The 23,280-nt window shown below is 61.7% G+C and carries 22 protein-coding genes and 1 pseudogene; 12 read left to right on the plus strand and 11 right to left on the minus strand.

Annotation, left to right across the window (positions count from 1 at the left end; translation table 11 throughout):
* Nucleotides 1-88: 88 nt before the first annotated feature.
* Nucleotides 89-1,321, minus strand: coding sequence for a TIGR03862 family flavoprotein (locus ACZRN6_RS21875; RefSeq protein ID WP_464008824.1), 1,233 nt, complete (start codon nucleotides 1,319-1,321; stop codon nucleotides 89-91).
* A gap of 172 nt (nucleotides 1,322-1,493) precedes the next feature.
* Nucleotides 1,494-2,414: a histone deacetylase family protein gene (locus ACZRN6_RS21880; protein WP_322147665.1), complete on the minus strand. Its 921-nt coding sequence runs from the start codon at nucleotides 2,412-2,414 to the stop codon at nucleotides 1,494-1,496.
* A 76-nt stretch (nucleotides 2,415-2,490) separates the two neighbouring features.
* Between ACZRN6_RS21880 and ACZRN6_RS21885 the strand changes: the two genes are divergently transcribed.
* Genes ACZRN6_RS21885 through ACZRN6_RS21895 form a run of 3 tightly spaced genes read left to right on the plus strand, consistent with a single transcriptional unit; the run spans nucleotide 2,491 to nucleotide 4,555 of the window.
* Nucleotides 2,491-3,060: a GNAT family N-acetyltransferase gene (locus ACZRN6_RS21885; protein WP_322147664.1), complete on the plus strand. Its 570-nt coding sequence runs from the start codon at nucleotides 2,491-2,493 to the stop codon at nucleotides 3,058-3,060.
* A 41-nt stretch (nucleotides 3,061-3,101) separates the two neighbouring features.
* Nucleotides 3,102-3,971, plus strand: coding sequence for an acyl-CoA thioesterase II (gene tesB / locus ACZRN6_RS21890; protein WP_010174840.1), 870 nt, complete (start codon nucleotides 3,102-3,104; stop codon nucleotides 3,969-3,971).
* The gene (locus tag ACZRN6_RS21895) at nucleotides 3,968-4,555 is read left to right on the plus strand and encodes an HAD family hydrolase (protein WP_322147663.1); all 588 of its coding nucleotides are present in this window, start codon (nucleotides 3,968-3,970) and stop codon (nucleotides 4,553-4,555) included. The genes tesB and ACZRN6_RS21895 overlap by 4 nt, the downstream gene beginning before the upstream one ends.
* A gap of 164 nt (nucleotides 4,556-4,719) precedes the next feature.
* Here ACZRN6_RS21895 and ACZRN6_RS21900 read toward each other — a convergent pair whose 3' ends face one another.
* The 3 genes from ACZRN6_RS21900 to ACZRN6_RS21910 form a co-directional block, all read right to left on the minus strand.
* The gene (locus ACZRN6_RS21900) at nucleotides 4,720-5,697 is read right to left on the minus strand and encodes an alpha/beta hydrolase (protein WP_464008825.1); all 978 of its coding nucleotides are present in this window, start codon (nucleotides 5,695-5,697) and stop codon (nucleotides 4,720-4,722) included.
* Nucleotides 5,698-6,588 carry a KPN_02809 family neutral zinc metallopeptidase gene (ypfJ, locus tag ACZRN6_RS21905; RefSeq protein ID WP_003215526.1) on the minus strand — a complete coding sequence of 297 codons (891 nt, stop codon included), beginning with the start codon at nucleotides 6,586-6,588 and terminating at the stop codon, nucleotides 5,698-5,700.
* A gap of 228 nt (nucleotides 6,589-6,816) precedes the next feature.
* Nucleotides 6,817-7,233 carry a hypothetical protein gene (locus ACZRN6_RS21910; RefSeq protein ID WP_464008826.1) on the minus strand — a complete coding sequence of 139 codons (417 nt, stop codon included), beginning with the start codon at nucleotides 7,231-7,233 and terminating at the stop codon, nucleotides 6,817-6,819.
* Nucleotides 7,234-7,419: 186 nt separating this feature from the next.
* Between ACZRN6_RS21910 and ACZRN6_RS21915 the strand changes: the two genes are divergently transcribed.
* Entirely contained in the window at nucleotides 7,420-8,298 is an 879-nt protein-coding gene (locus ACZRN6_RS21915) for a DMT family transporter (RefSeq protein WP_464008827.1), read from the plus strand.
* 5 nt (nucleotides 8,299-8,303) lie between these two features.
* On the opposite strand, the gene ACZRN6_RS21920 is transcribed toward ACZRN6_RS21915, so the two are convergent.
* Entirely contained in the window at nucleotides 8,304-9,638 is a 1,335-nt protein-coding gene (locus ACZRN6_RS21920) for an MFS transporter (protein WP_322147658.1), read from the minus strand.
* Between the two features lie 254 nt (nucleotides 9,639-9,892).
* Between ACZRN6_RS21920 and quiC the strand changes: the two genes are divergently transcribed.
* Both quiC and ACZRN6_RS21930 read left to right on the plus strand, forming a co-directional pair.
* Nucleotides 9,893-11,791 (plus strand): 3-dehydroshikimate dehydratase QuiC, encoded by a 1,899-nt coding sequence (gene quiC / locus ACZRN6_RS21925; protein WP_464008828.1) that lies wholly within the window; start codon nucleotides 9,893-9,895, stop codon nucleotides 11,789-11,791.
* A gap of 71 nt (nucleotides 11,792-11,862) precedes the next feature.
* Entirely contained in the window at nucleotides 11,863-12,528 is a 666-nt protein-coding gene (locus ACZRN6_RS21930; RefSeq protein WP_322147655.1) for a TetR/AcrR family transcriptional regulator, read from the plus strand.
* A 136-nt stretch (nucleotides 12,529-12,664) separates the two neighbouring features.
* Here the strand turns inward: ACZRN6_RS21930 and ACZRN6_RS21935 are convergent, their stop codons facing one another.
* Nucleotides 12,665-13,531 carry a shikimate dehydrogenase gene (locus ACZRN6_RS21935; RefSeq protein ID WP_464008829.1) on the minus strand — a complete coding sequence of 289 codons (867 nt, stop codon included), beginning with the start codon at nucleotides 13,529-13,531 and terminating at the stop codon, nucleotides 12,665-12,667.
* The gene (gene aroQ / locus ACZRN6_RS21940) at nucleotides 13,528-13,968 is read right to left on the minus strand and encodes a type II 3-dehydroquinate dehydratase (protein WP_322147653.1); all 441 of its coding nucleotides are present in this window, start codon (nucleotides 13,966-13,968) and stop codon (nucleotides 13,528-13,530) included. The genes ACZRN6_RS21935 and aroQ overlap by 4 nt, the downstream gene beginning before the upstream one ends.
* A gap of 295 nt (nucleotides 13,969-14,263) precedes the next feature.
* Between aroQ and ACZRN6_RS21945 the strand changes: the two are divergent.
* Both ACZRN6_RS21945 and ACZRN6_RS21950 read left to right on the plus strand, forming a co-directional pair.
* A pseudogene (locus tag ACZRN6_RS21945) lies at nucleotides 14,264-14,408 on the plus strand (DUF4160 domain-containing protein); the annotation flags it as partial.
* Between the two features lie 56 nt (nucleotides 14,409-14,464).
* Nucleotides 14,465-14,932, plus strand: a complete 468-nt coding sequence (locus tag ACZRN6_RS21950; protein WP_464008830.1) for a DUF2442 domain-containing protein — start codon at nucleotides 14,465-14,467, stop codon at nucleotides 14,930-14,932.
* 59 nt (nucleotides 14,933-14,991) lie between these two features.
* On the opposite strand, the gene trmA is transcribed toward ACZRN6_RS21950, so the two are convergent.
* Both trmA and ACZRN6_RS21960 read right to left on the minus strand, forming a co-directional pair.
* Nucleotides 14,992-16,071 carry a tRNA (uridine(54)-C5)-methyltransferase TrmA gene (trmA, locus tag ACZRN6_RS21955; RefSeq protein ID WP_464008831.1) on the minus strand — a complete coding sequence of 360 codons (1,080 nt, stop codon included), beginning with the start codon at nucleotides 16,069-16,071 and terminating at the stop codon, nucleotides 14,992-14,994.
* Nucleotides 16,068-17,363: an NCS2 family permease gene (locus ACZRN6_RS21960; protein ID WP_003215557.1), complete on the minus strand. Its 1,296-nt coding sequence runs from the start codon at nucleotides 17,361-17,363 to the stop codon at nucleotides 16,068-16,070. The genes trmA and ACZRN6_RS21960 overlap by 4 nt, the downstream gene beginning before the upstream one ends.
* A gap of 200 nt (nucleotides 17,364-17,563) precedes the next feature.
* Here ACZRN6_RS21960 and ACZRN6_RS21965 point away from each other — a divergent pair, with 200 nt between their 5' ends.
* From ACZRN6_RS21965 to ACZRN6_RS21980, 4 genes are all read left to right on the plus strand, one after another.
* On the plus strand, nucleotides 17,564-18,010 hold the full coding sequence (locus ACZRN6_RS21965) for a DUF4879 domain-containing protein (protein ID WP_322147647.1): 447 nt from the start codon (nucleotides 17,564-17,566) through the stop codon (nucleotides 18,008-18,010).
* A gap of 106 nt (nucleotides 18,011-18,116) precedes the next feature.
* The gene (locus ACZRN6_RS21970) at nucleotides 18,117-18,641 is read left to right on the plus strand and encodes a (2Fe-2S)-binding protein (RefSeq protein WP_322147646.1); all 525 of its coding nucleotides are present in this window, start codon (nucleotides 18,117-18,119) and stop codon (nucleotides 18,639-18,641) included.
* The gene (locus ACZRN6_RS21975) at nucleotides 18,638-19,627 is read left to right on the plus strand and encodes an FAD binding domain-containing protein (RefSeq protein WP_464008832.1); all 990 of its coding nucleotides are present in this window, start codon (nucleotides 18,638-18,640) and stop codon (nucleotides 19,625-19,627) included. The genes ACZRN6_RS21970 and ACZRN6_RS21975 overlap by 4 nt, the downstream gene beginning before the upstream one ends.
* Nucleotides 19,624-21,807, plus strand: coding sequence for a xanthine dehydrogenase family protein molybdopterin-binding subunit (locus ACZRN6_RS21980; RefSeq protein ID WP_464008833.1), 2,184 nt, complete (start codon nucleotides 19,624-19,626; stop codon nucleotides 21,805-21,807). Before ACZRN6_RS21975 ends, ACZRN6_RS21980 begins: the two co-directional genes overlap by 4 nt.
* Here ACZRN6_RS21980 and ACZRN6_RS21985 read toward each other — a convergent pair.
* Nucleotides 21,804-23,045 carry an MFS transporter gene (locus tag ACZRN6_RS21985; RefSeq protein WP_322147642.1) on the minus strand — a complete coding sequence of 414 codons (1,242 nt, stop codon included), beginning with the start codon at nucleotides 23,043-23,045 and terminating at the stop codon, nucleotides 21,804-21,806. The two genes, ACZRN6_RS21980 and ACZRN6_RS21985, sit on opposite strands and share 4 nt — an antisense overlap.
* Nucleotides 23,046-23,280: the final 235 nt, after the last annotated feature.

Genomic DNA, 23,280 nt, shown 5'->3' on the forward strand with positions numbered 1-23,280 from the left:
GCTTGCTCCCGCTGGAGTGCGCAGCGCTCCCGCTTTTTTTGGGGCCGCTACGCAGCCCAGCGGGAGCAAGCTCCCTCGCCACAGGTAATCAGTTGGCGTTCAACCATTCCAATACACCACGCCCAGCAACCCGCCCGCTGGCAAAACACCCCGTCAGCAAATACCCGCCCGTGGGTGCTTCCCAATCCAGCATCTCGCCCGCGCAAAATACGCCCGGTAGTTGCTTGATCATCAGCCGTTCATCCAGCACTTCAAACGGCACACCGCCCGCTGTACTGATGGCTTCATCGATCGGTCGGGTTTTAACCAGCCTCAAAGGCAGCGCCTGGATATCCACCGCCAACTGCGCCGGATCATTGAAATGCTCGGCCGGCGTCAACTCCCGCAACAGCGCCGCCTTTACCCCATCCAATCCCAACTGACTGTGCAAATGCTTGCTCATCGAGCGGGAACCGCGTGGCTTGCCCAGCGCCGCAATCACCTTGTCCAGCGGCTTGCTGGGCAGCAGGTCGATATGCACCGTGGCCGAACCATCCCGGTTGATCGCCTCACGAATCGGCGCCGACAACGCGTAGATCAGGCTGCCTTCGATACCCGTGGCGGTGATCACGCATTCACCCAACCTGGGTTTATCGTCCGCCAACCCGATGGCGACGTTTTTCAACGGTGCCCCGGCGAATTTGCTGACCATCAACTCGCTCCAGGCCGACACCTCGAAGCCACAATTGCTCGGTTGCAGCGCCGCATATGGCACGCCTTGGTCTTCCAGCAGCTTCAGCCAGGCCCCGTCCGAGCCCAGCCGTGACCAACTGCCGCCGCCCAACGCCAGCAGCACCGCATCACCGCGTACGCTTTTGTCGCCTTCGGGGCTGTGGATAAGCAGGCTGCCGTCGGCATGCCAGCCCAGCCAGCGATGGCGGGTGTGGATAACTACGCCCTGGTCCCGCAGGCGCTTGAGCCAGGCGCGCAGCAGCGGGGCGGCTTTCATGTCGGTAGGAAATACCCGGCCGGAGCTGCCGACAAAGGTTTCAATCCCCAGCCCGTGTATCCATTCGCACAACGCGTCGGCACCGAATTGACGCAGCAACGGCGCCATGAACGGCGCCCGCTCGGCATAGCGCGACAGAAACGCCGGGTAAGGTTCGGAATGGGTGATGTTCATGCCGCCCACGCCCGCCAGCAGGAACTTGCGGCCCACCGACGGCATGCCGTCGTACAGGTCGACTCGCACCCCGGCCTGGCTCAACACTTCGGCGGCCATCAGCCCGGCGGGGCCGCCGCCGATGATGATGACGTGAGGTGAGGTTTGAGTCTGGGGCATGGGGATAACTGCGGTTCGGCAAAGTAGGCCGAGCATTCTACCCGAGGACGGCGACGCTGCCTGATCAAAAAACGTACAGCGGCTTGCAGGGCACGCAGGTTATGGCGTGCAGGGGCTTTCACTCAGGTTATCCACAGGCAGTTCCACAGCGATTGTGGGTAACGTGCATCACTCAATGACAGCCTGATGACGTCCAGACGCGCTGCGCACTGTGGTGCAGGATCCCGTGGCGACGGGCCAGGGCCGGGCGGTCCTTGCTATAGCCACCGCCGATCACGCCGACCACCGGGATATCGCGGCCCAGGCAGTGACGCATCACGCTTTCGTCACGGGCAGCCACGCCTTCGTCTGTCAGCTTGAGGTAGCCGAGGGCGTCATCCTTGTGCACATCCACGCCGGCGTCGTACAGCACCAGGTCGGGCTGATACAGCGGCAACAGATAGTTCAGGGCATCGTCCACCACCTTGAGGTAATCCGCGTCGCCCATGCCCATCGGCAGCGGGATGTCCCAGTCGCTTTCGGCCTTGCGGGCGGGGAAGTTCTTTTCGCAGTGCAGGGACACGGTGATTGCGTCCGGTGTGTCGTGCAGGATGCGCGCGGTGCCGTCGCCCTGGTGCACATCGCAGTCGAAGATCAGCACTCGGTTGACCCGCCCGCTGGCCAGCAGGTAGCGGCTGATCACCGCCAGGTCATTGAAGATGCAGAAACCCGCCGGGTAGTCGTAGTGGGCGTGATGGGTGCCGCCGGCCAGGTGGCAGGCCAGGCCGTGTTCCAGCGCCTGTTCGGCAGCCAGCAGCGAGCCGCCCACCGCGCGTACGGTGCGCCGGGCCAGGGCTTCGCTCCAGGGCAGGCCAAGGCGCCGTTGGTCTTCACGGGACAACTCGCCGCTCATGTAGCGTTCGATATACCCAGGTTCATGGGCCAGGGCCAGAATCTCGGCGGGGCACAGTTGCGGGCGCAGCAATTGGCTGTCCCGGGTCAGGCCGCTCTCCACCAGGTGGTCACGCAACAGGCGGAATTTGTCCATGGGGAAGCGGTGGTCCGCCGGGAACTCGGGGCTGTAGTCGTCGTGGTAGATCAGTGGCAAGGGCATGGCGATTTCTGACGGGAACCAGCGACGGATCTTAACAGCGCGTTACACTCACGCACATGGCAAGGGAGGGGGACCAATGGAGCCGATACTGGAATTGGAAAGCGCACGCCTGGTGCTGCGACAGTGGAGTGATGCCGACTTGCCGGAGTTTGCGCGCATGTGCGCCGACCCACAGGTGATGCGTTATTTCCCGGCCACCCTGAGCCGCCTGGAAAGCGCCGCGCTGATCGGGCGCATTCGCGGCCATTTTGCCGAGTATGGTTTTGGCCTGTGGGCCTTGCAGCGCAAGGACAGCGGCGAATTCATCGGCCTTACCGGGTTGCTGAATGTGAGCTTCGACGCCGCGTTCACCCCAGCGGTGGAAATTGGCTGGCGCCTGGCCAGGGAACATTGGGGTTTGGGGTATGCCAGCGAAGCCGCCTGGACCGCCCTGCGCTGCGGTTTTGACCGGCTGAAGCTGGATGAGATTGTCGCGTTTACCACTGAGGCCAATCTGCCATCACAAAAAGTCATGCAGGCCATCGGTATGCATTACGATCCCCAGGCAGATTTTGAACACCCCAAGGTCGCAGCCGATGACCCGGTGCGGCATCATGTGTTGTATCGCATCACCCGCGCCCAATGGTTGGACACGCTGCACGGATAAGCAGCCCGGAATGCCCAATAGATTGTTGTAGGAGATGCTCTATGAGCCAAGTGTTGGAAGATCTGGTGGACCTGCTGACCCTGGAGCCGATCGAAGAAAACCTGTTTCGCGGCCGCAGCCAGGACCTGGGCTTTCGCCAGCTGTTCGGCGGCCAGGTACTGGGCCAGTCGCTGTCGGCGGCGAGCCAGACCGTTGAAGAAACGCGGCATGTGCATTCGCTGCACGGTTACTTCCTGCGCCCTGGCGATGCGGCATTGCCGGTGGTGTATTCGGTGGACCGGGTGCGCGACGGCGGCAGCTTCAGCACGCGCCGCGTGACGGCGATCCAAAAGGGCAACCCGATATTCACCTGCAGTGCTTCGTTCCAGTACGACGAAGAAGGCTTCGAGCACCAGACCACCATGCCCGTGGTGGTCGGCCCGGAAAACCTGCCGTCGGAGCTGGAGCTGACCCAACAGCGCGCGCACCTGATTCCTGAGCACATGCGCGAAAAGCTGCTGTGCCCCAAGCCAATCGAAGTGCGGCCTGTAACCGAGAAAGACCCGTACAACCCGCAGCCGTCCGACCCGGTCAAGTACGTGTGGTTTCGTGCGGATGGCGCCTTGGCCGACTCGCCGGCGCTGCACAAATACCTGCTGGCCTACGCCTCGGACTTTGGCCTGCTGACCACCTCTTTGCTGCCTCATGGCAAGACGGTGTGGCAGAAAGACATGCAAGTCGCCAGCCTCGACCACGCGCTGTGGTTCCACGCCGACCTGCGCGCCGATGACTGGTTGCTCTACGCCATGGACAGCCCGTGGGCCGGCAATTCCCGTGGGTTCTCCCGGGGCAGCGTGTACAACCGCGCCGGGCAACTGGTGGCGTCGGTCACGCAGGAAGGCCTGATTCGCCATCGCAAGGACTGGGCATGAGCCTGGGAGATGTGAAGCATTGGGTGTTCGACATGGATGGCACCTTGACCGTGGCCGTGCATGACTTTGCGGCAATTCGTGTAGCACTGGAGATTCCGGCGACTGACGACATTCTTACGCACCTGGCGGCGTTGCCGGCTGATGAAGCGTCGGCCAAGCATGCGTGGTTGCTGGAGCATGAGCGTGAGTTGGCGCTGGGTTCGGTGGCGGCTGTTGGTGCGGTGGAGTTGGTGCGGGAATTGGCCGGGCGGGGTTATCGCCTGGGCATCCTGACGCGCAATGCCCGGGAGCTGGCCCATGTGACGTTGCAGGCGATCGGCCTGGCGGACTGCTTTGCGGTTGAGGACGTGTTAGGGCGCGATGATGCGCCGCCAAAGCCTGATCCGGGTGGGCTGCTGAAGCTGGCTGAGGCGTGGGACGTGGCGCCGCAAGAGATGGTGATGGTCGGTGATTACCGGTTTGACCTGGATTGCGGGCGGGCGGCGGGGACCAAGACGGTGTTGGTTAACTTGCCGGATAACCCGTGGCCGGAGCTGGCGGATTGGCATGCTGAAGATTGCGCGGTATTGCGCCGGATGATTTAGCACCAGCAATGAAGATCAACTGTGGCAGCTGGTTTGTGTGGGAGCCGGGCTTGCCCGCGATGCAGGCACCTCGGTCTTTCAGCTAGGCCGAGGTGATGCTATCGCAGGCAAGCCAGCTCCCACACAAGCCGGCTCCCACATTTTTGATCCGGTTTCTTCAGTGGTTATTGGAACAACACCTTCTGCCCTTCAGGCGAAGTAAACATCCCGTCCCCGTTGTGCCCAACCCCCGGTACTTCAACCAGTTTGTGGCCCAACTGCGGGTGCCGCTGCTTGAGGTAGTCAAAATAGTTGTGCCCGCGAATCAAGCGATACGCGCCCTGGGTTTCAGCCCCACAGCTTTTGTCCAGCGCCGGGTGATTCGGGTCGGTGTCCTGCTGGCCCAGCAGGTAAGTGACGTTGCGCGACACATACGCCTGCTCAAGCTGCTCGGCACTTTGCCCCTTGGCGTAGGCCGGCAGGTTTTGCATGCCGTATTTCCAGTCGTTGAAGCCCGGGCAACTGGCCACATCGAACTTCACCGGCCGCTGTGGGCTGAAGTAGGCGTAGGACGACGGGTTGGCCACCACATAGCGCAAGCTGATGCCCTCGGTTTGCAGCAGTGGGTGATCATGCCCGGTCAGGGCAAAACGTTGCACCACCTGGCCGCCGCCGGAATGGCCGGCCACCACGATTTCCTTCAGGTTGGGGAACAGCTTGCGGTTGCCCAGGTGCTTGATGATCTGGTCCAGCGCGCCGTAGGAGCTGATCTGACCCGGGCCGGTGGACGGCTCGCCGGCCATCCAGTCATTGCTGTTCCAGCGCAGGGTCTGGCTGTCGATCTGGTTGCGCTTGAGGTCGGTCTGGTTAAGGAATTGTGGCGCAATCACCAAGGTGTTGGTGTTTTGCCCCGCAGCCTGGGCGGCTTTTTCGCCGCTGTCCAGGTAGGTCATCGCGTTGCGCAAGCGGCCATGCACGATGATCAGTGCGCGGGTGACGTGAGGCAGCGGCTGGCGCCAGTCCTGGCTCAAGCCGACGCTGAGGTCGCCAGCGTCCAGGTGGAAACGGTCGGGGCTGACTTCCTTGACGCCATGCTCGGCGGCCCAGGCGGGGGTGGAACAGGTGATCAACAAACCTAACAGCAGACCCAGTCGTTTATTCATTTAAAGGCTCTTGGCGGTAAAGGTATCGCATTGAGTGATCTGGCCCTGGGCGAAGCCGGTCTTGAACCAGCGAACCCGCTGTGCCGAGGTGCCGTGGGTAAACGAGTCAGGCACCACGCGGCCCTGGCCCTGTTGCTGCAAGCGGTCATCGCCAATGGCGTTGGCCGCATTCAGTGCTTCTTCAATGTCGCCGGGCTCCAGCCAGTTCAGGCGCTTTTGCGCACGGTTGGCCCATACGCCGGCAAAGCAGTCGGCTTGCAGTTCCTGGCGTACCAGCAGGCCGCCGTCGCCTTGCATCTGCCGGCCTTGCTGGCGGGCTGCCTGAATCTTCGCTGAGATGCCCAGCAACGTCTGAACGTGGTGCCCGACTTCATGTGCGATTACGTAGGCCTGGGCGAAATCGCCGGCGGCCTTGAAGCGCTGGGACATTTCCCGGAAGAAATCCAGGTCCAGGTAAACCTGCTGGTCTGCCGGGCAATAGAACGGCCCGCTGGCGGACGTGGCACCACCGCAGGCGGAGTTCACCCGGCCACGGAACAGAATCAATTTGGGGTTCTTGTAGGTCAGGCCGTTTTCCTGGAACACCTGGGCCCAGGTGTCTTCGGTGTCACCGAGCACCGCGCGCACGAAGTCGGCCTGTTCATCGTTGGCGGGCGGTGCCTGGCGGGTTTGCGGGCTGACGGAGGGCGCTTGCTCGGTGAGCTGGCCACTGAGTTGCCCGAGGATCTGCATCGGGTCCTGGCCGGTCAGCCAGCCGATGCCGACGATCAGTACGATCGCCGTCAGGCTCAAGCCCTTGCCGCCACCAAAGCGCATGCCACCGCCACCGCCGCCACTGTCATCGCGGGCGTCCACCACGTTGTCGCTGCGTCGGCCTTTTTTCCATAGCATGTGGCAATCCTCTTGATGAACCTGCAGCTCAGTGTTGTTGGTGTGTAGGGTTGGCGCCAGTCCGGCTGTCGGTGGCGAGGGGGCTTGCCCCGCGTTGGGCTGCGTAGCCATCCCAATAAGAACACCGAAACCTTCCAGAAAGAACACTTTTGCCTGTTATGGGGCTGCTGCGCAGCCCAACGTGGGGCAAGCCCGCTCGCCACAGGTGTGAAGGGTGTCCAGTTTGTGTCAGTCGCGGCAATAACCTTCGCCGGTATCGACCACCAGGCAATCCTTTTTGTCGGCCAGCCATTTCAGGCCAGTGGCTTCGCCGTCGCCGGCGCTGAGGATCTGTGGGCCGTCCGGGCGTTCAAAGGTAATGCCGTCTTCGGACGCTTCGCCCTTGAAGGTGCCGGAGTCATCAGCGTCCAGGCCGTATTTCATGGTCAGTACATAGTGGCCACGGCCGATGCTGTCGTCCTTAGCGATGGTCAGGTTCAGGCCTTCGACGCCGATCCACTTGCCCACCCATTTATCGGTGGGCAGAACTTCTGGTACCAGGGTCGCTTGAACAGACGGCGGGGCCGGCGCTTTGGCGGTTTCGGCTTGCTTGTCGCAGGCACTGAGCAGCGCAAGGGTCGAAAGAATAAACAGGGTTTTTTTCATGGTGCGAAGGCCTTGGTTAAAAAACGCGCAATGGGCGGATGGACGCGGAGCGTTGGACTGGAAAAACGCAATTTAGTGCGCTGTTCGAACAGTGTTTGGTTATGCTCTTGAGCGAGGCGCGTCACCCGTTCTAGATTATGCCGCGGTATGCGGCGGTCATTTCAGCCTGCCACTCAAGAGAATGCAATGACCCTCAGCACCCCACTTTCCGGCGTCAACCACCCACTCAAAGGCATTTTGCTGATTGTGGTGGCCACCTTTCTGTTTTCCAGCCACGACGCGCTGTCCAAATACCTGGCCGGGTTTTACCCGATTGTGATGGTGGTGTGGGCCCGGTACCTGGTGCACACGCTGTTGATGGCCGGGATATTCCTGCCGCAATCAGGCTTGCGGGTGCTGCGCAGCAAGCGGCCGTTGTTGCAAGTGGCGCGGGCGTTGTGCCTGCTGGGCACCAGCTTGTTCTTCACCGCGGCGCTGCACTTTATCCCGTTGGCCGAGGCCACGGCAGTCAACTTTCTTGCGCCGATCCTGGTTACCGCACTGTCGGTGCCGCTGTTGGGCGAGCACGTGACACGTGGCCAATGGCTGGCGGTGATTTGCGGGTTTATCGGGGTGCTGATCATTGTGCATCCGGGCGGTGAGCTGTTCACCCCGGCGATATTGCTGCCGCTGACCTCTGCGCTGTTCTTCTGCTTCTACCAACTGCTTACGCGCATCCTCAGCAAGTACGACACACCGACTACCAGCAATTTCTTCGCCGGGCTGTGCAACACCCTGGTGATGAGTGCGCTGGTGCCGTTCTTCTGGCAAGTACCGAGCTTGTGGCACGGTGTGTTGATGCTGGCGCTGGGCACCTGCGGGATGACCGCGCACTTGATGCTGACCCAGGCCTTCCGCTTCGCGGCGCCGGCCTTGCTGGCACCGTTCGGCTATTGCCAGATCGTGTTTGCGGGGTTGTTGGGCTGGCTGGTGTTCAACCACACCCCGGACCTGACCACGGTGGTCGGGATCGGGGTGATCTGCCTGAGCGGGTTGGCCGCTGCCTGGCAGCAGCGGCGCAGGTAGGAAACTCAGGCCTCGACGGTCGGAATCTTGCGCGGCGCCATGAAGTACATCCAGATCAGTGCGATGAAATACATCGCCGGAATCAAGGTGAACAGCACGGTGTAGTTGTTGTTGGTCACGGTCAGGATATGGCCGACGATCTGGGTCATGAACATCCCGCCGATGGCCGCGCACATGCCGCCAAAACCAAACACCGTACTCATCATGTGCTTGGGCGTGTAGTCCATCACCAGGCTCCAGATGTTGGCGGTCCAGGCCTGATGCGCGCCGATAGCCAGGGAGATGGCAAACACCGCGACCCATAGCTGGCTGGAACCGGCCGCCATGATCACCCCGACGATGCAGCAGGCGAACAGCAGCATCGACAACAACCGCGCCTTGATCGCATTCATCCCACGGCCGATCAGGAACGAAGACAGAATCCCGCCGCCTATGCTGCCGAAGTCCGCGGTCAGGTAAATGATGATCAGCGGGATGCCCATCTGGGTCACGTTGATGCCCAGGTTGTATTGCTGGTTCAGGAACGGCGGCAGCCAGTACAGGTAGAACCAGAACACTGGCGCGGTCATCGAGTAGGCGAGGGCGAAGGCCCAGGTGCCGCGCATGCGCAGGATGCGGCTGAACGGCACGCGGGGTTGTTCCGGTTCGACTTCCTGCTGCACGTAGTCCAGTTCCGATTGCTTCACGCTCGGATGGTCTTCCGGGTTGTAGTACTTCAAACCCCAGAACACCAGCCAGATCCCGCCCAGTGCCGACATGCACAGGAACGCCGCCTGCCAGCCCCACACATGGAGGATCAGCGGCAGCAGCATTGGCGTCATCATCGCGCCGACGTTGGTGCCGGCGTTGAAGATCCCGGTGGCCACTGCACGCTCGCCGGCGGGGAACCACAGGCGAGTGGTCTTGACGCAGGCCGGGTAGTTGGCGGCTTCGGTCAACCCGAGAATGAACCGGCACACCATAAAGCCCACCGCCGAGGTGGCCAGGCCGTGGGCGCCGGTGGCGATGCTCCACAGCAGCACCGCGCAAAAAAACACGCGCTTGACGCCGACCCGGTCGATCAAGCGGCCTTGCAGCACAAAGCCGATGGCGTAACCCACCTGGAACCAGAAGTTGATATTGGCGTAGTCCATCGCCGTCCAGCTCATTTCCTTGGCCAGGATCGGTTGCATCACGCCGAGTGCGGCGCGGTCGATGTAGTTCAGGGTGGTGGCGAAAAACACCAGGGCCAACATGCCCCAGCGGGTTTTACCGACGGCCATGGCGCCACGGATTTTGTCGCCGATGCCGCTATTGGGATTGCTGTGACGCACGGCCACGGCGGGAGTTTGCGAAGGCATGAGGAAGTACCCGTTTTTTTGAAATTTTTATGGTGTGTTCAGGGTCTTGTTAACCAAGGCCACTCAACCGGAGCGGCACTCAATGTGCTGTCGATGGTGCGCAGTGGCTAAAAAATCGTCAATTCGCGAATTGGCATTCTGTTCGATAATCGCCCATAAAACTAACTGGTTCGTACATTTCAATTGCTGTGAACAGTTTAGCGGCCAATAATTTGCCGTAAATAAGACCTGCCTCATATGTCGGGAGTCGCCCCATGCAACGCTCCATCGCCACCGTTTCCTTGAGCGGAACCCTGCCGGAAAAACTCGAAGCCATCGCGGCTGCCGGGTTTGATGGCGTGGAAATCTTCGAAAACGACCTGCTGTATTACGACGGCAGCCCGCGTGAAGTCAGGCAGATGTGCGCCGACCTCGGCATTGCTATCACCCTGTTCCAGCCGTTCCGGGATTTTGAAGGTTGCCGCCGCGACCGCCTGGCGCGCAACCTGGAGCGGGCCGAGCGCAAGTTCGATTTGATGCAGGAACTGGGCACCGACCTGGTGCTGGTGTGCAGCAATGCGTCAGCCGATTCCGTCGGTGATGAAAGCATTTTGCTGGATGACCTGAGCCTGCTGGCCGAGCACGCCGGCCGCCGTGGCCTGCGCATTGGCTACGAAGCGCTGGCGTGGGGCCGACACGTCAACACCTGGCAACAGGTGTGGAACCTGGTGCGCAAGATCGATCATCCGAGCCTTGGCGTGTTGCTCGACAGCTTCCACACGCTGTCCCTCAAAGGCGACCCAAGCGCGATAGCCGAGATACCCGGCGACAAAATCTTTTTTGTGCAAATGGCTGACGCGCCCGTCCTGGCCATGGACGTGCTGGAATGGAGTCGGCATTTCCGCTGCTTCCCAGGCCAGGGCGAATTCGACCTGGCGGGCTTCCTCGCCCCGATCATCAAGAGCGGCTACACCGGGCCGTTGTCGTTGGAAATCTTCAACGACGGCTTCCGCGCCGCACCGACCCGGGCGAACGCCGCCGACGGCCTGCGCTCGCTGCTGTACCTCGAAGAGAAGACCCGCCAGCGGCTCGCCGAAGAAGCCACGCCGGTCCCCGAGATTCTGTTTGAAACCCCGGCCGCCAGCGAATACGACGGCATCGAATTTCTCGAATTTGCCGTGGATGAAAACCTCGGCGCCAAGCTCACTTCCTGGCTGGAGCGCCTGGGCTTCGTCAAGGCCGGGCAGCATCGCTCCAAGAGCGTCAGCCTGCTGCGCCAGGGCGATATCAACCTGATCCTCAATTGCGAACCCTATTCCTTCGCCCATAACTTCTTCGAGGCCCACGGCCCGTCGTTGTGCGCCACGGCGATCCGGGTAAAGGACAGCGCCAAGGCCCTGGAGCGGGCGGTGGCCTACAAGGGCCAGCCGTATCGCGGCCTGGTCGGGCCCAACGAGCTGGAGCTGGCGGCGGTACGCGCACCGGATGGCAGCCTGATTTACCTGGTGGACCAGAACGAAGGCGGCCTTTACGACACCGATTTCAACCTGCAACCGGCTAACGCTGCCAGCGGCGGGCTGTTGCGCATCGACCATATGGCCATGGCCTTGCCCGCCGACAGCCTCGACAGCTGGGTGCTGTTCTATAAAAGCCTGCTGGACTTCGAAGCCGATGACGAAGTGGTGTTGCCCGACCCCTACGGCCTGGTCAAAAGCCGCGCACTGCGCAGCCGTTGCAGCTCGATTCGCCTGCCGCTGAATATTTCCGAGAACCGCAATACCGCGATTTCCCACGCACTGTCGAGCTATCGCGGCTCGGGCGTGCACCACATTGCCTTCGACTGCGCGGACATTTTCGCCGAGGTCAGCCGGGCCAAGGACGCCGGGGTTCCGCTGCTGGATATCCCGCTGAACTACTACGACGACCTCGCGGCGCGGTTTGATTTCGATGACGAGTTCCTCAGCCAGCTCGCGTATTACAACGTGCTGTACGACCGCGATGCCCAAGGCGGTGAGCTGTTTCACGTGTACACCGAACCGTTCGAAGGCCGGTTTTTCTTCGAGATCATCCAGCGCAAGAACGGTTATGCCGGGTATGGCGCGGCCAACGTGGCGGTGCGCCTGGCGGCCATGGCCAAGTCCCGCAGCGGTGCGGTGCGCCAGGCCAGGTTGTAAGGTGCTGGCGCTTCCTTCGGCGTGCGGCGCGGCCCATAATCAGCGCCTGCACCTAAGGCCGTGAGCGCACCATGACCCTGATCTCCGAGCTCCCTGCCGTGGCCACCGCGCCGCGCAAGAGCCGCAAGAACAACCCGGAAAAGACCCGCGAAAACATCCTCCAGGAAGCCATCGTCGAGTTTGTGACCCAGGGCCTTTCCGGCGCCCGGGTAGACGCGATCGCGGAGCGTATCCAGACCTCCAAGCGCATGATCTATTACTACTTCGGCAGCAAGGAGCAGCTCTACGTCGAGGTGCTGGAAAAGCTCTACGGCGACATTCGCAACACCGAGACCCGGATGAACCTGACGGCCCTGGAGCCCCGGGAAGCGATCCGTCGGTTGGTGGAGTTCACCTTTGATCACCACGATCAGAACGTGGATTTTGTGCGGATTGTCAGCATCGAGAACATCCACAACGCCGAGTACGTGAAGCAGTCGACGTCGATCAAGGCAATGAACAGCAACATCCTCGAAGCCCTCGGCACCACGTTGCGCCGCGGTGCCGAGCTGGGCGTGTTCCGTGAAGGGCTGGAGCCGTTGGACGTGCACTTGCTGATCAACTCGTTCAGCTTCTACCGGGTGTCCAACCGCCACACCTTCAGCGAGATCTTTCAGATCGAGTTGTCGGACGAGGCGGTCAAGCAGCGGCATCGGGCGATGATCTGCGAGTCGGTGTTGCGCTACTTGCAGGCCTGAATTTAACACCGAACAAATGTGGGAGCCGGGCTTGTGTGGGAGCAGGGCTTGCCCGCGATAGGATCAACTCGGTTTGTCTGAAGTACCGAGGTGCTTGCATCGCAGGCAAGCCAGCTCCCACATTTTGATCCGGTTTCTACGGTTGGGTGCTCATGCGCTGGAAGTGTGCAAGCATCCGGTCGGCATCCGCCACTTCCCCACTGAACAACTCAAACGCCTTCACCGCCTGAAACACTGCCATGTTGCCGCCATCCAGGGTACGGCAACCCAAGGCGCGGGCGTTGCGCAGCAGTTCGGTTTCCAGCGGGAAATACACAATCTCTGCCACCCACAGGTCGGCGCGCAAGGTGTCCAGCGGCACCGGCATGCCCGGCAACTTGGCCATGCCCATGGGGGTGGTGTTTACCAGGCCGTCGGCCTCGGCCATGGCGCTTTCCAGGTCATTGCCTGCCTGGGCCCGCCCGGCACCAAAATGCTGGTTGAGGTTATCCGCCAGGCTGCGGGCGCGCTCGGCGTCCATGTCAAAAATACTCAAGCGCTCCACGCCTTCGCCCAGCAAGGCATGGGCCACCGCCGCCCCGGCGCCACCCGCGCCCATCTGCACCACGAGCCTGCGCGCCACGTCGTTCAAACCCCGGCGAAAGCCTTCGGCAAAACCCAGGCAGTCGGTGTTGTGGCCGATGCGTTCACCGTTGCGGAACACCACGGTGTTCACCGCGCCGATGCCCCGTGCTTCGGGTGACAGGTCGTCCAGCAACGGCAGGATCGCCTGCTTGCACGGGTAGGTGATGTTCAAACCGGTGAAGTTCATCTGCTCGGCCGCCATCAACAAGTCCGGCAGGGCGCGGGTGTCCACCTGCAACTGATCGAGGTCGATCAGCCGATACAGGTAACGCAAGCCCTGGGCATCACCTTCGTGCTCATGCAGGGCCGGGGTGCGGGAAGCCTGGATGCCGGCGCCTATCAGGCCGGCGAGAATTCGACGTTTGGACACCGTGTTCATCCCTCCAAGGTCTTGCTGAAATGTTCGAGGGCCAGGTGATAGCCATGGCTGCCAAAACCGGCGAGCACCGCCTTGGCGATTGGCGACACAAACGAGTGATGACGGAACGCTTCCCGGGCATGCACGTTGGACAAATGCACTTCGATCACCGGCACTTCACTGGCCACCAGCGCATCGCGGATCGCCACCGAGGTGTGGGTCCAGGCCGCCGGGTTGATCACGATGCCGGCGCAACGGGCACGGGCGCCGTGGATCCAGTCCAGCAGCTCGCCTTCGTGGTTGGTCTGGCGGAATTCGACTTTCAGGCCCAGTTGCTCGGCGCTGCGGCCACACAGGGCGGCGAGGTCGGCCAGGGTTTCGTGACCGTAAGTAGCAGGCTCGCGGGTACCGAGCAGGTTGAGATTGGGGCCGTTGAGCACCAGCACGATAGGGGGCATGAGGGATCTCCACTGTTGTTTTTATCAGTGGGGATAAAATGTACTGAATGGTTAATTTGGTCAATCGTCGAGGTGGGAAGCGGGCGATTATCGAACGTGAATTGAAGGCGCATGTAACGCGGTGGCTAGCCTGCCGGGCGTTGGAGACTCTTTCCATGAGCGGTTACAACCCAGTGTTCGCCGAACTGGCGGCTGCGACTAGCCTGAGGCGGTAACTCCAGGAGGAGGAAGCGATTGTCGGGCTGCACGATGAAAAGTATTACCTGGCGGCAAATAACCTAACGGATGGGTTGCGATGAAAGTAGGCATTTACAAAGGACATGTGATTGCGGTGTTTCAGGGATGAGCATTGCCCGCCCCATGTGCATGTTGCCGGCAAGGAATGGGATGCGCGCTTTCGTTTCAGCTTTCTGGATGGGCATGTGGCGTTGTGGGATGTGGGGCAGAAAACAATTCTGAATCTGGTCAGGGCGCCGGGTTTTGTGGAGATTGATTTATGAAGAAAATCGTAAAGGCCAAGGTTTTACCCTATGTACCGATAACCGAGGCCGGTATCGACACGGCAATAGACCGAGGACGCGAGTCAAGGCATGTGTACGCTCACGCCAGCAACGTGCGTTATGAAAATGAATGCCTCTCCATTGGCTTCAGCGACGGCAGCCGCGTCATGTTGCCAGTGGCGGGCTTGCCGGAGTTCGAAGGGTTCAGCGTGCAGGATTTCCAGCAGTTGGAGGTCGGCTTTGGCGGTAAGGCGCTTTGTTGTGAGGCCCAAGACCTGGATGTTTCCATCACGGCCCTTATCGCCACCAGCCAGCCGTTAATGGCCCTGGCTACGAGCCTGGTAGCCTCCCACAACGGTCGCAAGAGCAGCGCCGCCAAATCCGCCGCCGCCCGAGCCAATGGCAAGAAGGGCGGGCGGCCGCGCAAGGAGGTTCTGGAAGACACTGATTCTGCTGATACATGAAGAGCCAATGTGGCAGCTGACCGGCTCCCACACTGGGAGATGTTCGGTGTCCTGACGTGTTACCGCCGGGTCAACAACACCCCGGACTCCATATGATGCGTCCACGGAAACTGGTCAAACAACGCACACTGGGTAATACGGTGTGTGTCATGCAGTTGCGCAATGTTCGCCGCCAGCGTCTCCGGGTTGCAGGAGATGTACAGGATGTTCTCGAAGCGTCGGGTCAATTCGCAGGTGTCCGGGTCCATGCCGGCACGCGGCGGGTCGACGAACACGCTGGCGAACTCGTAGCTCTTGAGGTCGATGCCGTGAAGGCGTCGGAACGGGCGCACTTCGTTCAAGGCTTCGGTCAGTTCTTCAGCCGACAAACGCACCAGGGTGACGTTATCTACAGCGTTTTCATCGAGGTTGCTCAAGGCTGCACCTACCGAGGTCTTGCTGATCTCGGTAGCCAGCACTTTGCGTACGCGAGTGGCCAGCGGCAGGGTGAAGTTGCCGTTGCCGCAATACAACTCCAGCAAGTCATCACTGCGATCGCCGAGGGCTTCGTACGCCCAGTTGAGCATCTTTTGGTTCACCGTGCCGTTGGGCTGGGTGAACGCGCCTTCGGGCTGGCGATAGCTGAAGGTGCGACCGCCGACGTCGAGTTTCTCAACCACGTAATCAAGGCCGATCACATCACGCTTGCCCTTGGAGCGGCCGATGATGCTCACATTCAAGTCAGCCGCCAGCTTGTTGGCCGCCGTATGCCAATGCTCGTCCAGCGGGCGGTGATAGCACAGGGTGATCATCGCGTCGCCGGCCAGGGTAGTGAGGAACTCCACCTGGAACAGCTTGTGGCTCAGGGCTGCGCTGGCTTGCCAGGCGGCCTTGAGCTGCGGCATCAACTGGTTGATGCGCAGGCTGGCAATCGGGAACGCGTCGATGAGGATCGGCGTGCGCTTGTCGTCCTGGGAGAACATCGCGTAGTGGCGCTGACCCTCTTCGCGCCACAGGCGAAACTCCGCCCGCAGGCGGAAGTTCTGCAAGGGCGAGTCGAAAACCTGAGGCTCTGGCGCGTCGAACGGCGCCAGCAGGTCACGCAAGCGCGTGACCTTGTCTTGCAGTTGAGCGGTGTAGCTTGCGGCGTCAAAAGTCATGCGTTGAACCAGCCCAGCTTGATCACAAACAGAATCGACAGAATCACCAGCGCCGGGTTCAGCTCACGGTAGCGGCCCGAAAGCAGCTTGATGGCGGTCCAGGCGATGAAACCGAAGGCAATGCCGTTGGCGATGGAATAAGTGAATGGCATCGCCAGGGCGGTGATCACCACCGGCGCGGCGACGGTGATGTCGTCCCAGTCAATTTCGGCCAGGCCAGACGTCATCAATACGGCAACAAACAGCAGCGCCGGCGCGGTGGCGAACGCCGGTACGCTGGCCGCCAGTGGCGAGAAGAACAGCGCCAGCAGGAACAGGATCGCAACCACAACCGCTGTCAAACCGGTACGGCCACCAGCGCTCACGCCTGCAGCCGATTCGATGTAGCTGGTGGTGGTCGAGGTGCCCAGCAGGGAACCGGCCATGGCTGCGGTACTGTCCGCGATCAGCGCACGACCCATTTTCGGCATATGGCCGTCCTTGCCCATCAGGCCTGCGCGCTTGGCGACGCCGATCAGGGTGCCGGAGTTGTCGAACAGGTCGACGAACAGGAACGCGAAGATCACGCTCACCAGACCGATGTCCAGCGCGCCCTTGATGTCCAGTTGCAGGAAGGTCGGGGCCAGCGAAGGTGGCATCGACATCACGCCGCCGAACGGGGTGAAGCCCAGCACGATGGAGGCGATGGTGACCACCAAAATACCGATCAATACCGCGCCACGCACTTTCAGGGCTTCCAGCGCAACGATCAGCGCGAAGCCCAGGGTGGCGAGGATCGGTGCCGGTTGTTTCAGGTCGCCCAAGCCCACCATGGTGGCCGGGTTGCTGACCACGATGCCGGCGTTATGCAGCGCAATCAATGCCAGGAACAGGCCGATGCCCGCCGCAATGGCCGAGCGCAGTGGCAGCGGGATGCTGTTGATGATCCATTCGCGGATGCGGAAGATCGACAGCAGGAAGAACAGCACCGCCGAGATGAACACCGCGCCCAGCGCCACTTGCCAGGTATGGCCCATGTGCAGGACCACGGTGTAGGTGAAGAACGCGTTGAGGCCCATGCCCGGTGCCAGGGCGATCGGGTAGTTGGCGATCAGGCCCATCACGGTGGAACCAATGGCCGCCGCCAGGCAGGTCGCGACAAAGACCGCGCCCTTGTCCATGCCGGTCTCGCCGAGGATGCTCGGGTTGACGAACAGGATGTAGGCCATGGCCAAAAAGGTGGTGACGCCCGCGAGAATCTCGGTACGCACATTCGTGTTGTGTGCCTTGAGTTGAAACAGCTTTTCCAGCATGCCTGCTCCCTGTGACGCTATTTTGCGTCGTTATTTGTTGACCTCTAAGTCAAAGCACAAACTGCGCCAAGCGCCTGTGGTTCCAGAGAGGATCGGAAAAAGCGGCGCATCATACCAGCAGCCGAGGGCCAGTGGCGCATAGGCTTGATCATGGCCTTGAGGCATACTGCGCCGACGTTTATTACAGGGTCATCGACAGCATGAAAAAAGCCAGCGGCTGGAGTCTAGCTCTGTTCGGTTGTATCGGCCTGTGGCTCGGCGCAGCACCGGCGTGGGGCGCGCCTGCACCGGCGTTGAGCGAGGTGCGGGTGTTCAAGGTGCAGTCGGCCAAATGCACCGAAACCATTCCCGAGCGGGCGGACAGCACCCAGATGTGCACGCACCGTGGGCAAACGCTGGTGTACGTGATGGAAGTCGGCCTGGGCAACAGCTCCCACGCGTTTTTTGATGGAGCCCCGGTGTCCGGCACCAGAATGGCCATCTGCCAAGTGGGCTCAGTCAGCCAGGCATGCAGCGGCGCCGGCACGTTGATGGGCTACATCTATACGTTCCAGCTGGATATCGAAGCCGGCGGCGCGTTCCAATACAGCAACAGCTCGATCAACCCGCCGCGCAAGCAGTTGGTCACTACCCTCAGCATTCGCTGATCGCCACCCATCAATTGCCTTGAACGCTCATAACCCCGGGAAGTCGTACCGTTAAGACGGCGACTTTCTAGAACGCCGCGATTGCACACCAATCCGTGAGGTGTTTATGAGCGCGACCCCCAACCTTGCTGCGGCCAAACCGTTCGCCAGCCACCCGATTCGCTTGATGGTGAATCGCACAGACATCCAAATGGATGTGCTGCCCTGGACCACCCTGCTGGACCTGCTGCGCGAGCAACTGGACCTGGTCGGTACCAAGAAGGGCTGCGACCACGGCCAGTGCGGTGCATGCACCGTGTTGCTCAACGGAAAACGGGTGAACGCCTGCCTGACCCTGGCGGTGATGTGCGACGGTGCCGAGTTGACCACCATTGAAGGCCTGGCCTCGGGCGAAACTTTGCACCCGATGCAACAGGCGTTCATCAAGCACGATGCTTTCCAGTGCGGCTATTGCACGCCGGGGCAGATTTGTTCGGCAGTGGGCCTGGCCCGTGAAGGCCGAGCCCACGACACCGCGCAAATTCAGGAGCTGATGAGCGGCAACCTGTGCCGCTGTGGCGCCTATAACAACATTCGCGATGCCATCGAAGAAGCCTTGCCAGCGTGCCGTACGCAGGGTGGTGAGCAATGAATCCCTTCCATTACAGCAAGCCGCTTGACGTGCAGGAGGCGGTGAACCTGGTCAGCCCGGCGTCGCGCTTTATCGCCGGCGGCACCAACCTGCTGGACCTGATGAAAGAAAACATCAGCCGTCCCGAGCACCTGATCGATATCACCGGGCTGCCCCTGCGCGACGTGGAAGAAACCGCCGGGGGTGGCCTGATGATCGGTGCCCTGGTGAGCAACGCTGACCTGGCCTGGCACCCGCTGATCGAGGAGCGCTACCCGTTGCTGTCCCAGGCCATCCTTGCGGGGGCCTCGCCGCAGTTGCGCAACATGGCCAGCACCGGCGGCAACCTTTTACAGCGCACCCGTTGCTACTACTTCTATGACGCTGCCGTGCCCTGCAACAAGCGCGAGCCCGGTAGCGGTTGCCCGGCCCGGGTCGGTTTGAACCGCATCCACGCGATTCTCGGCGCCAGCGACCAATGCGTGGCCACCCATCCTTCGGACATGTGCGTGGCCCTGGCCGCGCTGGATGCCCAGGTGCATGTGCAGGGCCGGGGCGGGGCGCGGGTCATCGAGTTTGCCGACTTCCACCGATTGCCCGGTGATGCGCCCCAGCGGGATAACCAACTGGCAGACGACGAGTTGATCACCGCCATCGAGTTGCCCGCCGATCACCTTGCAACCCATAGCCACTACCTGAAAATCCGTGACCGGGCTTCCTATGCCTTCGCGCTGGTGTCCGTCGCGGCGGCCCTTGAGTTGCAAGGCGACGTGATCATAGACGCCCGCCTGGCCCTGGGCGGTGTCGCCCACAAACCCTGGCGCGACCGCGCCGTTGAAGCTGCGTTGGTCGGCCAGCCTGTGAGCCGCGAAACCTTCAGTGCTGCCGCCGAAGCCCTGTTGTTGGACGCCGAGCCTTTGGAGCACAACGGCTTCAAGATCAAACTGGCACGCCGCGCGATCATTCGCGCCTTGAGCGATGCCGCTGTTGCAGGAGCCACGTCATGAGTGCAATCGGCAAACCGTTGGACCGGGTGGACGGTCTGCTCAAGGTGACCGGGCAAGCGCGCTATGCCGGGGAGTTTCCCGAGGACGGCCTGCTGCATGGCAGCGTGGTTTCCAGCAACATCGCCAAAGGCCGCGTCATCCGCATCGACGCTTCCAAAGCTCTGGCGCTGCCGGGTGTGGTGATGGTGCTCGATCACCTCAACCGCCCCAAACTCGCGAGCTACGATGACAGCTATGCCGACGCCGATGCCGCCGATGGCTCGCCGTTTCGCCCGCTGTACAACGACCGCGTGCTCTACAGCGGCCAGCCGTTGGCGTTGGTGATTGCCGACAACCTGGAACTGGCGCGCCACGCCGGCTCCCTGGTGCAGATCGAATACGCCGCCGAACCCTGCGAGACCGATCTGCTGGCCCTACAGGAACAGTCGCACCCATCGCCGCAAACACCGCCCAAGCCGCGTGGCAATTTCCAGGCCGAATGGACCGGCGCCGCCACCCGCCTGGATCTGCACTACAGCACGCCCATCGAACACCACAACCCGATGGAGCCCCACGCCAGTACCGTGCTGTATCAGCCGGACGGCACCCTGCATATCCACGACAAGACTCAGGGCCCACAGAACTGCCAGGCCTATGTGCAGAAAGTGTTCGGCCTGGATAAAAGCCAGGTGCGGATCTTTGCCGCGTTCGTTGGCGGTGCCTTTGGATCCGGGTTGCGCCCGCAGTACCAATTGCCGCTGGCGGTGATGGCATCCCTGGCGCTGAAACGCTCGGTGCGCGTCACCCTCACGCGCCAGCAGATGTTCACCTTCGGCTATCGCCCGCGCACCTTGCAGCGCCTGCAATTGGGTGCTGCCGCCGATGGCCGCTTGCTCGCCCTGGGCCACACTGCTATCGGCCAGACCTCGCGTTTTGAGGACTTCAGCGAGCACGTGGTGGAATGGAGCGGCATGCTCTATCACTGCGACAACGTGCTGTTGACCTACAAACTGGTGCCGCTGGATGTATTCACGCCGTTGGACATGCGTGCACCCGGCGCGGCGCTGGGGGTAATCGGCCTGGAGTGCGCCATGGACGAACTGGCCTGCGCCCTGGGCATCGACCCGGTGCAGTTGCGGCTGATCAACTATGCCGAGCGCAACCAGAATGAAGACAAGCCCTGGTCCAGCAAGGCCTTGCGTGAATGCTACAGCGAAGGTGCCGAACGTTTCGGCTGGAGCCAGCGCAACCCGGAGCCACGGAGCATGCGTGATGGTCGCCAACTGATCGGTTGGGGCATGGCCGGTGGGGTGTGGGAAGCCATGCAAATGAAGGCCAGCGCCAAGGCGCGCATCGACCACCTGGGCAAACTCACGGTCAGCAGCGCCACCACCGATATCGGTACCGGCACTTACACGGTCATGGCGCAGATCGCCGCCCAGGCCAGTGGCGTGCCTGTGGGCGACGTGACGTTCCTGCTGGGGGATTCCTCACTGCCCACGGCGCCGCTGCAGGGTGGCTCGTTTACCGTCTCGTCGGTGGGCAGCGCGGTGCAGCAGGCGTGTGAAGCGTTGACGGCCAAACTGCTGGTGATTGCGCGCCAGACTTATCCTGCGTTCAAGGATGCTGAAACGGCGCGGTTTGAAAACGGCCAGTTGCATGCCGGTAACCAGCGCGTGTCTTTGGCGCAGTTGGTGCAGGACAGTGGCGAGCAGGCGCTGGAAGTACAGGTGGACTGCGAACCCGATAAAAAGCGCGAAGGCTATGCCTCGGCCACGCATTCGGCGGTGTTTGTCGAAGTGCGGGTGGATGAAGACCTGGGCACCATCAAGGTCAGTCGTGTGGTCAGTGCCATAGCGGCAGGGCGGGTGGTCAATCCGAAGATGGCCCGCAGCCAGATTCTTGGTGGAGTGGTGTGGGGCATCGGCATGGCGTTGCATGAAGAAACCCAGATTGACCATCAATTGGGCCGCTACATGAACCACAGCCTGGCCGAGTACCACATCCCGGTAAACGCGGATATCGGCGAAATTGATGTGCTGTTTGTCGAGGAACACGATGAGATCGTCAACGCTCTGGGTTCCAAGGGCGTTGGCGAGATCGGGATTGTGGGGGTGGCGGCGGCCGTGGCCAACGCGGTGTATCACGCTACCGGCAAGCGGGTGCGGGACTTTCCCGTCACCCTGGACAAGGTGCTCTAAACCTTGGCGGCTTCTTCCACCGGCACATGCATGCGGTCGCGGTTGGCCAGGGTCGGGAACAGCTTGATCCAGACCCCGGTCACCACCAGCGTACCGATGCCGCCCATGACCACGGCGGGCACGGTGCCGAACCAGTGGGCGGTGATTCCGGACTCAAATTCGCCCAACTGATTTGACGCGCCGATGAATAGCCCGTTGACCGCACTGACCCGGCCACGCATTTCATCCGGGGTTTCCAACTGCACGAACGAGGCGCGGATCACCATGCTGATCATGTCTGCTGCGCCCAATACCACCAGCACCGCCAGGGAGAACCAGAACGAGGTCGACAGGCCGAACGCGATAGTGGCCACACCAAACACACCCACCGCTGTAAACATGATCCGCCCCACATGCCGGTCTACCGCAAACCGCGCGAGCCACAGTGACATGATCAGCGCCCCCACAGCGGGTGCCGAGCGCAGCAACCCGAGCCCCCACGGCCCGGTCAGCAGGATGTCCTTGGCAAACACCGGCAGCAACGCCGTGGCGCCGCCCAGCAACACCGCAAACAGGTCCAGGGAAATTGCCCCGAGGATATCCGGCCGGCTGCGGATAAAACGAATCCCGGCCAGCAACGAATCCATGGTCGCCTTGGCCTTGTTCAGCGGGGTCTGGCGCGCGGGCAGGTTGAGGGTGAGCACGCAGGCAATCAGGTACAGCACCACGGTGGGGCCATATACCCAGACGCTGCCAAAGGCGTACAACAAACCGCCCAACGCCGGCGCCACGATGGTCGCCAATTGCTGCGCCGACTGCGACGACGCCACTGCGCGGGGAAACAGCGCAGTGGGCACGATGCTTGGCAGCAGGGCCTGGGTGGTGGGCATTTCAAACGAGCGCGCCGCGCCGAGCAGGAAGGCCAGGATAAAAATCATTTCGCGGGTGACGTTGCCGGTCAGGCCGCCAATTGCCAAGGACAGTGCAATCAAGGCCTGCAGGGTCTGGCAGATGGCCGCCACCTTGCGCCGTTCATAGCGGTCGGCTACATGGCCGGTGTGCAGCATGAACAGCACTCGCGGTACGAATTCCACCAGGCCGACCAAGCCCAGGTCCAGCACGTTGCCGGTCAGTTGGTAGAGGTTCCAGCCGATGGCCACGGTGAGCATCTGGAAGCCGCTGGCGGTAAAGATCCGTGCCAGCCAGAACGCGATGAAAGGGCGGTGGTGACGTAACAGCAGCGCGGGTTCACTGGGCATCGGGGAGGCAGGTCTGGGAGGGGGAAAAGCGAGGTTATCATCAACATGTAACCAATAGTTGCGTAGGTGGGTTGGGGGGAGGAGATATGTGCACCTGACTGGGTACATATCCGTTTCTTCGGTAACGGCGGCTTAGGGTTCCGCTCTTACAGCCACCCCTTTCAAGGTCTTGGTTTAAAATCCCCCAACCGATTCAGTCAGGACGACGAGACTATGTGGGAAAAGGTTTTAGAGC

It is taken from the genome of Pseudomonas sp. A125, assembly GCF_055409485.1.

Excerpts from the sequence above, each read along its gene's own strand:
- ypfJ (WP_003215526.1), bottom strand. The coding sequence starts at position 6,588 with ATGCTATGGAAAAAAGGCCGACGCAGCGACAACGTGGTGGACGCCCGC.
- ACZRN6_RS21960 (WP_003215557.1), bottom strand. The coding sequence starts at position 17,363 with ATGCTGGAAAAGCTGTTTCAACTCAAGGCACACAACACGAATGTGCGT.
- ACZRN6_RS21965 (WP_322147647.1), top strand. The coding sequence starts at position 17,564 with ATGAAAAAAGCCAGCGGCTGGAGTCTAGCTCTGTTCGGTTGTATCGGC.
- ACZRN6_RS21930 (WP_322147655.1), top strand. The coding sequence starts at position 11,863 with ATGACCCTGATCTCCGAGCTCCCTGCCGTGGCCACCGCGCCGCGCAAG.
- ACZRN6_RS21910 (WP_464008826.1), bottom strand. The coding sequence starts at position 7,233 with ATGAAAAAAACCCTGTTTATTCTTTCGACCCTTGCGCTGCTCAGTGCC.
- ACZRN6_RS21920 (WP_322147658.1), bottom strand. The coding sequence starts at position 9,638 with ATGCCTTCGCAAACTCCCGCCGTGGCCGTGCGTCACAGCAATCCCAAT.
- ACZRN6_RS21885 (WP_322147664.1), top strand. The coding sequence starts at position 2,491 with ATGGAGCCGATACTGGAATTGGAAAGCGCACGCCTGGTGCTGCGACAG.
- ACZRN6_RS21900 (WP_464008825.1), bottom strand. The coding sequence starts at position 5,697 with ATGAATAAACGACTGGGTCTGCTGTTAGGTTTGTTGATCACCTGTTCC.
- aroQ (WP_322147653.1), bottom strand. The coding sequence starts at position 13,968 with ATGCCCCCTATCGTGCTGGTGCTCAACGGCCCCAATCTCAACCTGCTC.
- tesB (WP_010174840.1), top strand. The coding sequence starts at position 3,102 with ATGAGCCAAGTGTTGGAAGATCTGGTGGACCTGCTGACCCTGGAGCCG.
- ACZRN6_RS21880 (WP_322147665.1), bottom strand. The coding sequence starts at position 2,414 with ATGCCCTTGCCACTGATCTACCACGACGACTACAGCCCCGAGTTCCCG.
- ACZRN6_RS21895 (WP_322147663.1), top strand. The coding sequence starts at position 3,968 with ATGAGCCTGGGAGATGTGAAGCATTGGGTGTTCGACATGGATGGCACC.
- ACZRN6_RS21875 (WP_464008824.1), bottom strand. The coding sequence starts at position 1,321 with ATGCCCCAGACTCAAACCTCACCTCACGTCATCATCATCGGCGGCGGC.
- quiC (WP_464008828.1), top strand. The coding sequence starts at position 9,893 with ATGCAACGCTCCATCGCCACCGTTTCCTTGAGCGGAACCCTGCCGGAA.
- ACZRN6_RS21985 (WP_322147642.1), bottom strand. The coding sequence starts at position 23,045 with ATGCCCAGTGAACCCGCGCTGCTGTTACGTCACCACCGCCCTTTCATC.
- ACZRN6_RS21935 (WP_464008829.1), bottom strand. The coding sequence starts at position 13,531 with ATGAACACGGTGTCCAAACGTCGAATTCTCGCCGGCCTGATAGGCGCC.
- ACZRN6_RS21970 (WP_322147646.1), top strand. The coding sequence starts at position 18,117 with ATGAGCGCGACCCCCAACCTTGCTGCGGCCAAACCGTTCGCCAGCCAC.
- trmA (WP_464008831.1), bottom strand. The coding sequence starts at position 16,071 with ATGACTTTTGACGCCGCAAGCTACACCGCTCAACTGCAAGACAAGGTC.
- ACZRN6_RS21950 (WP_464008830.1), top strand. The coding sequence starts at position 14,465 with ATGAAGAAAATCGTAAAGGCCAAGGTTTTACCCTATGTACCGATAACC.
- ACZRN6_RS21915 (WP_464008827.1), top strand. The coding sequence starts at position 7,420 with ATGACCCTCAGCACCCCACTTTCCGGCGTCAACCACCCACTCAAAGGC.
- ACZRN6_RS21980 (WP_464008833.1), top strand. The coding sequence starts at position 19,624 with ATGAGTGCAATCGGCAAACCGTTGGACCGGGTGGACGGTCTGCTCAAG.
- ACZRN6_RS21975 (WP_464008832.1), top strand. The coding sequence starts at position 18,638 with ATGAATCCCTTCCATTACAGCAAGCCGCTTGACGTGCAGGAGGCGGTG.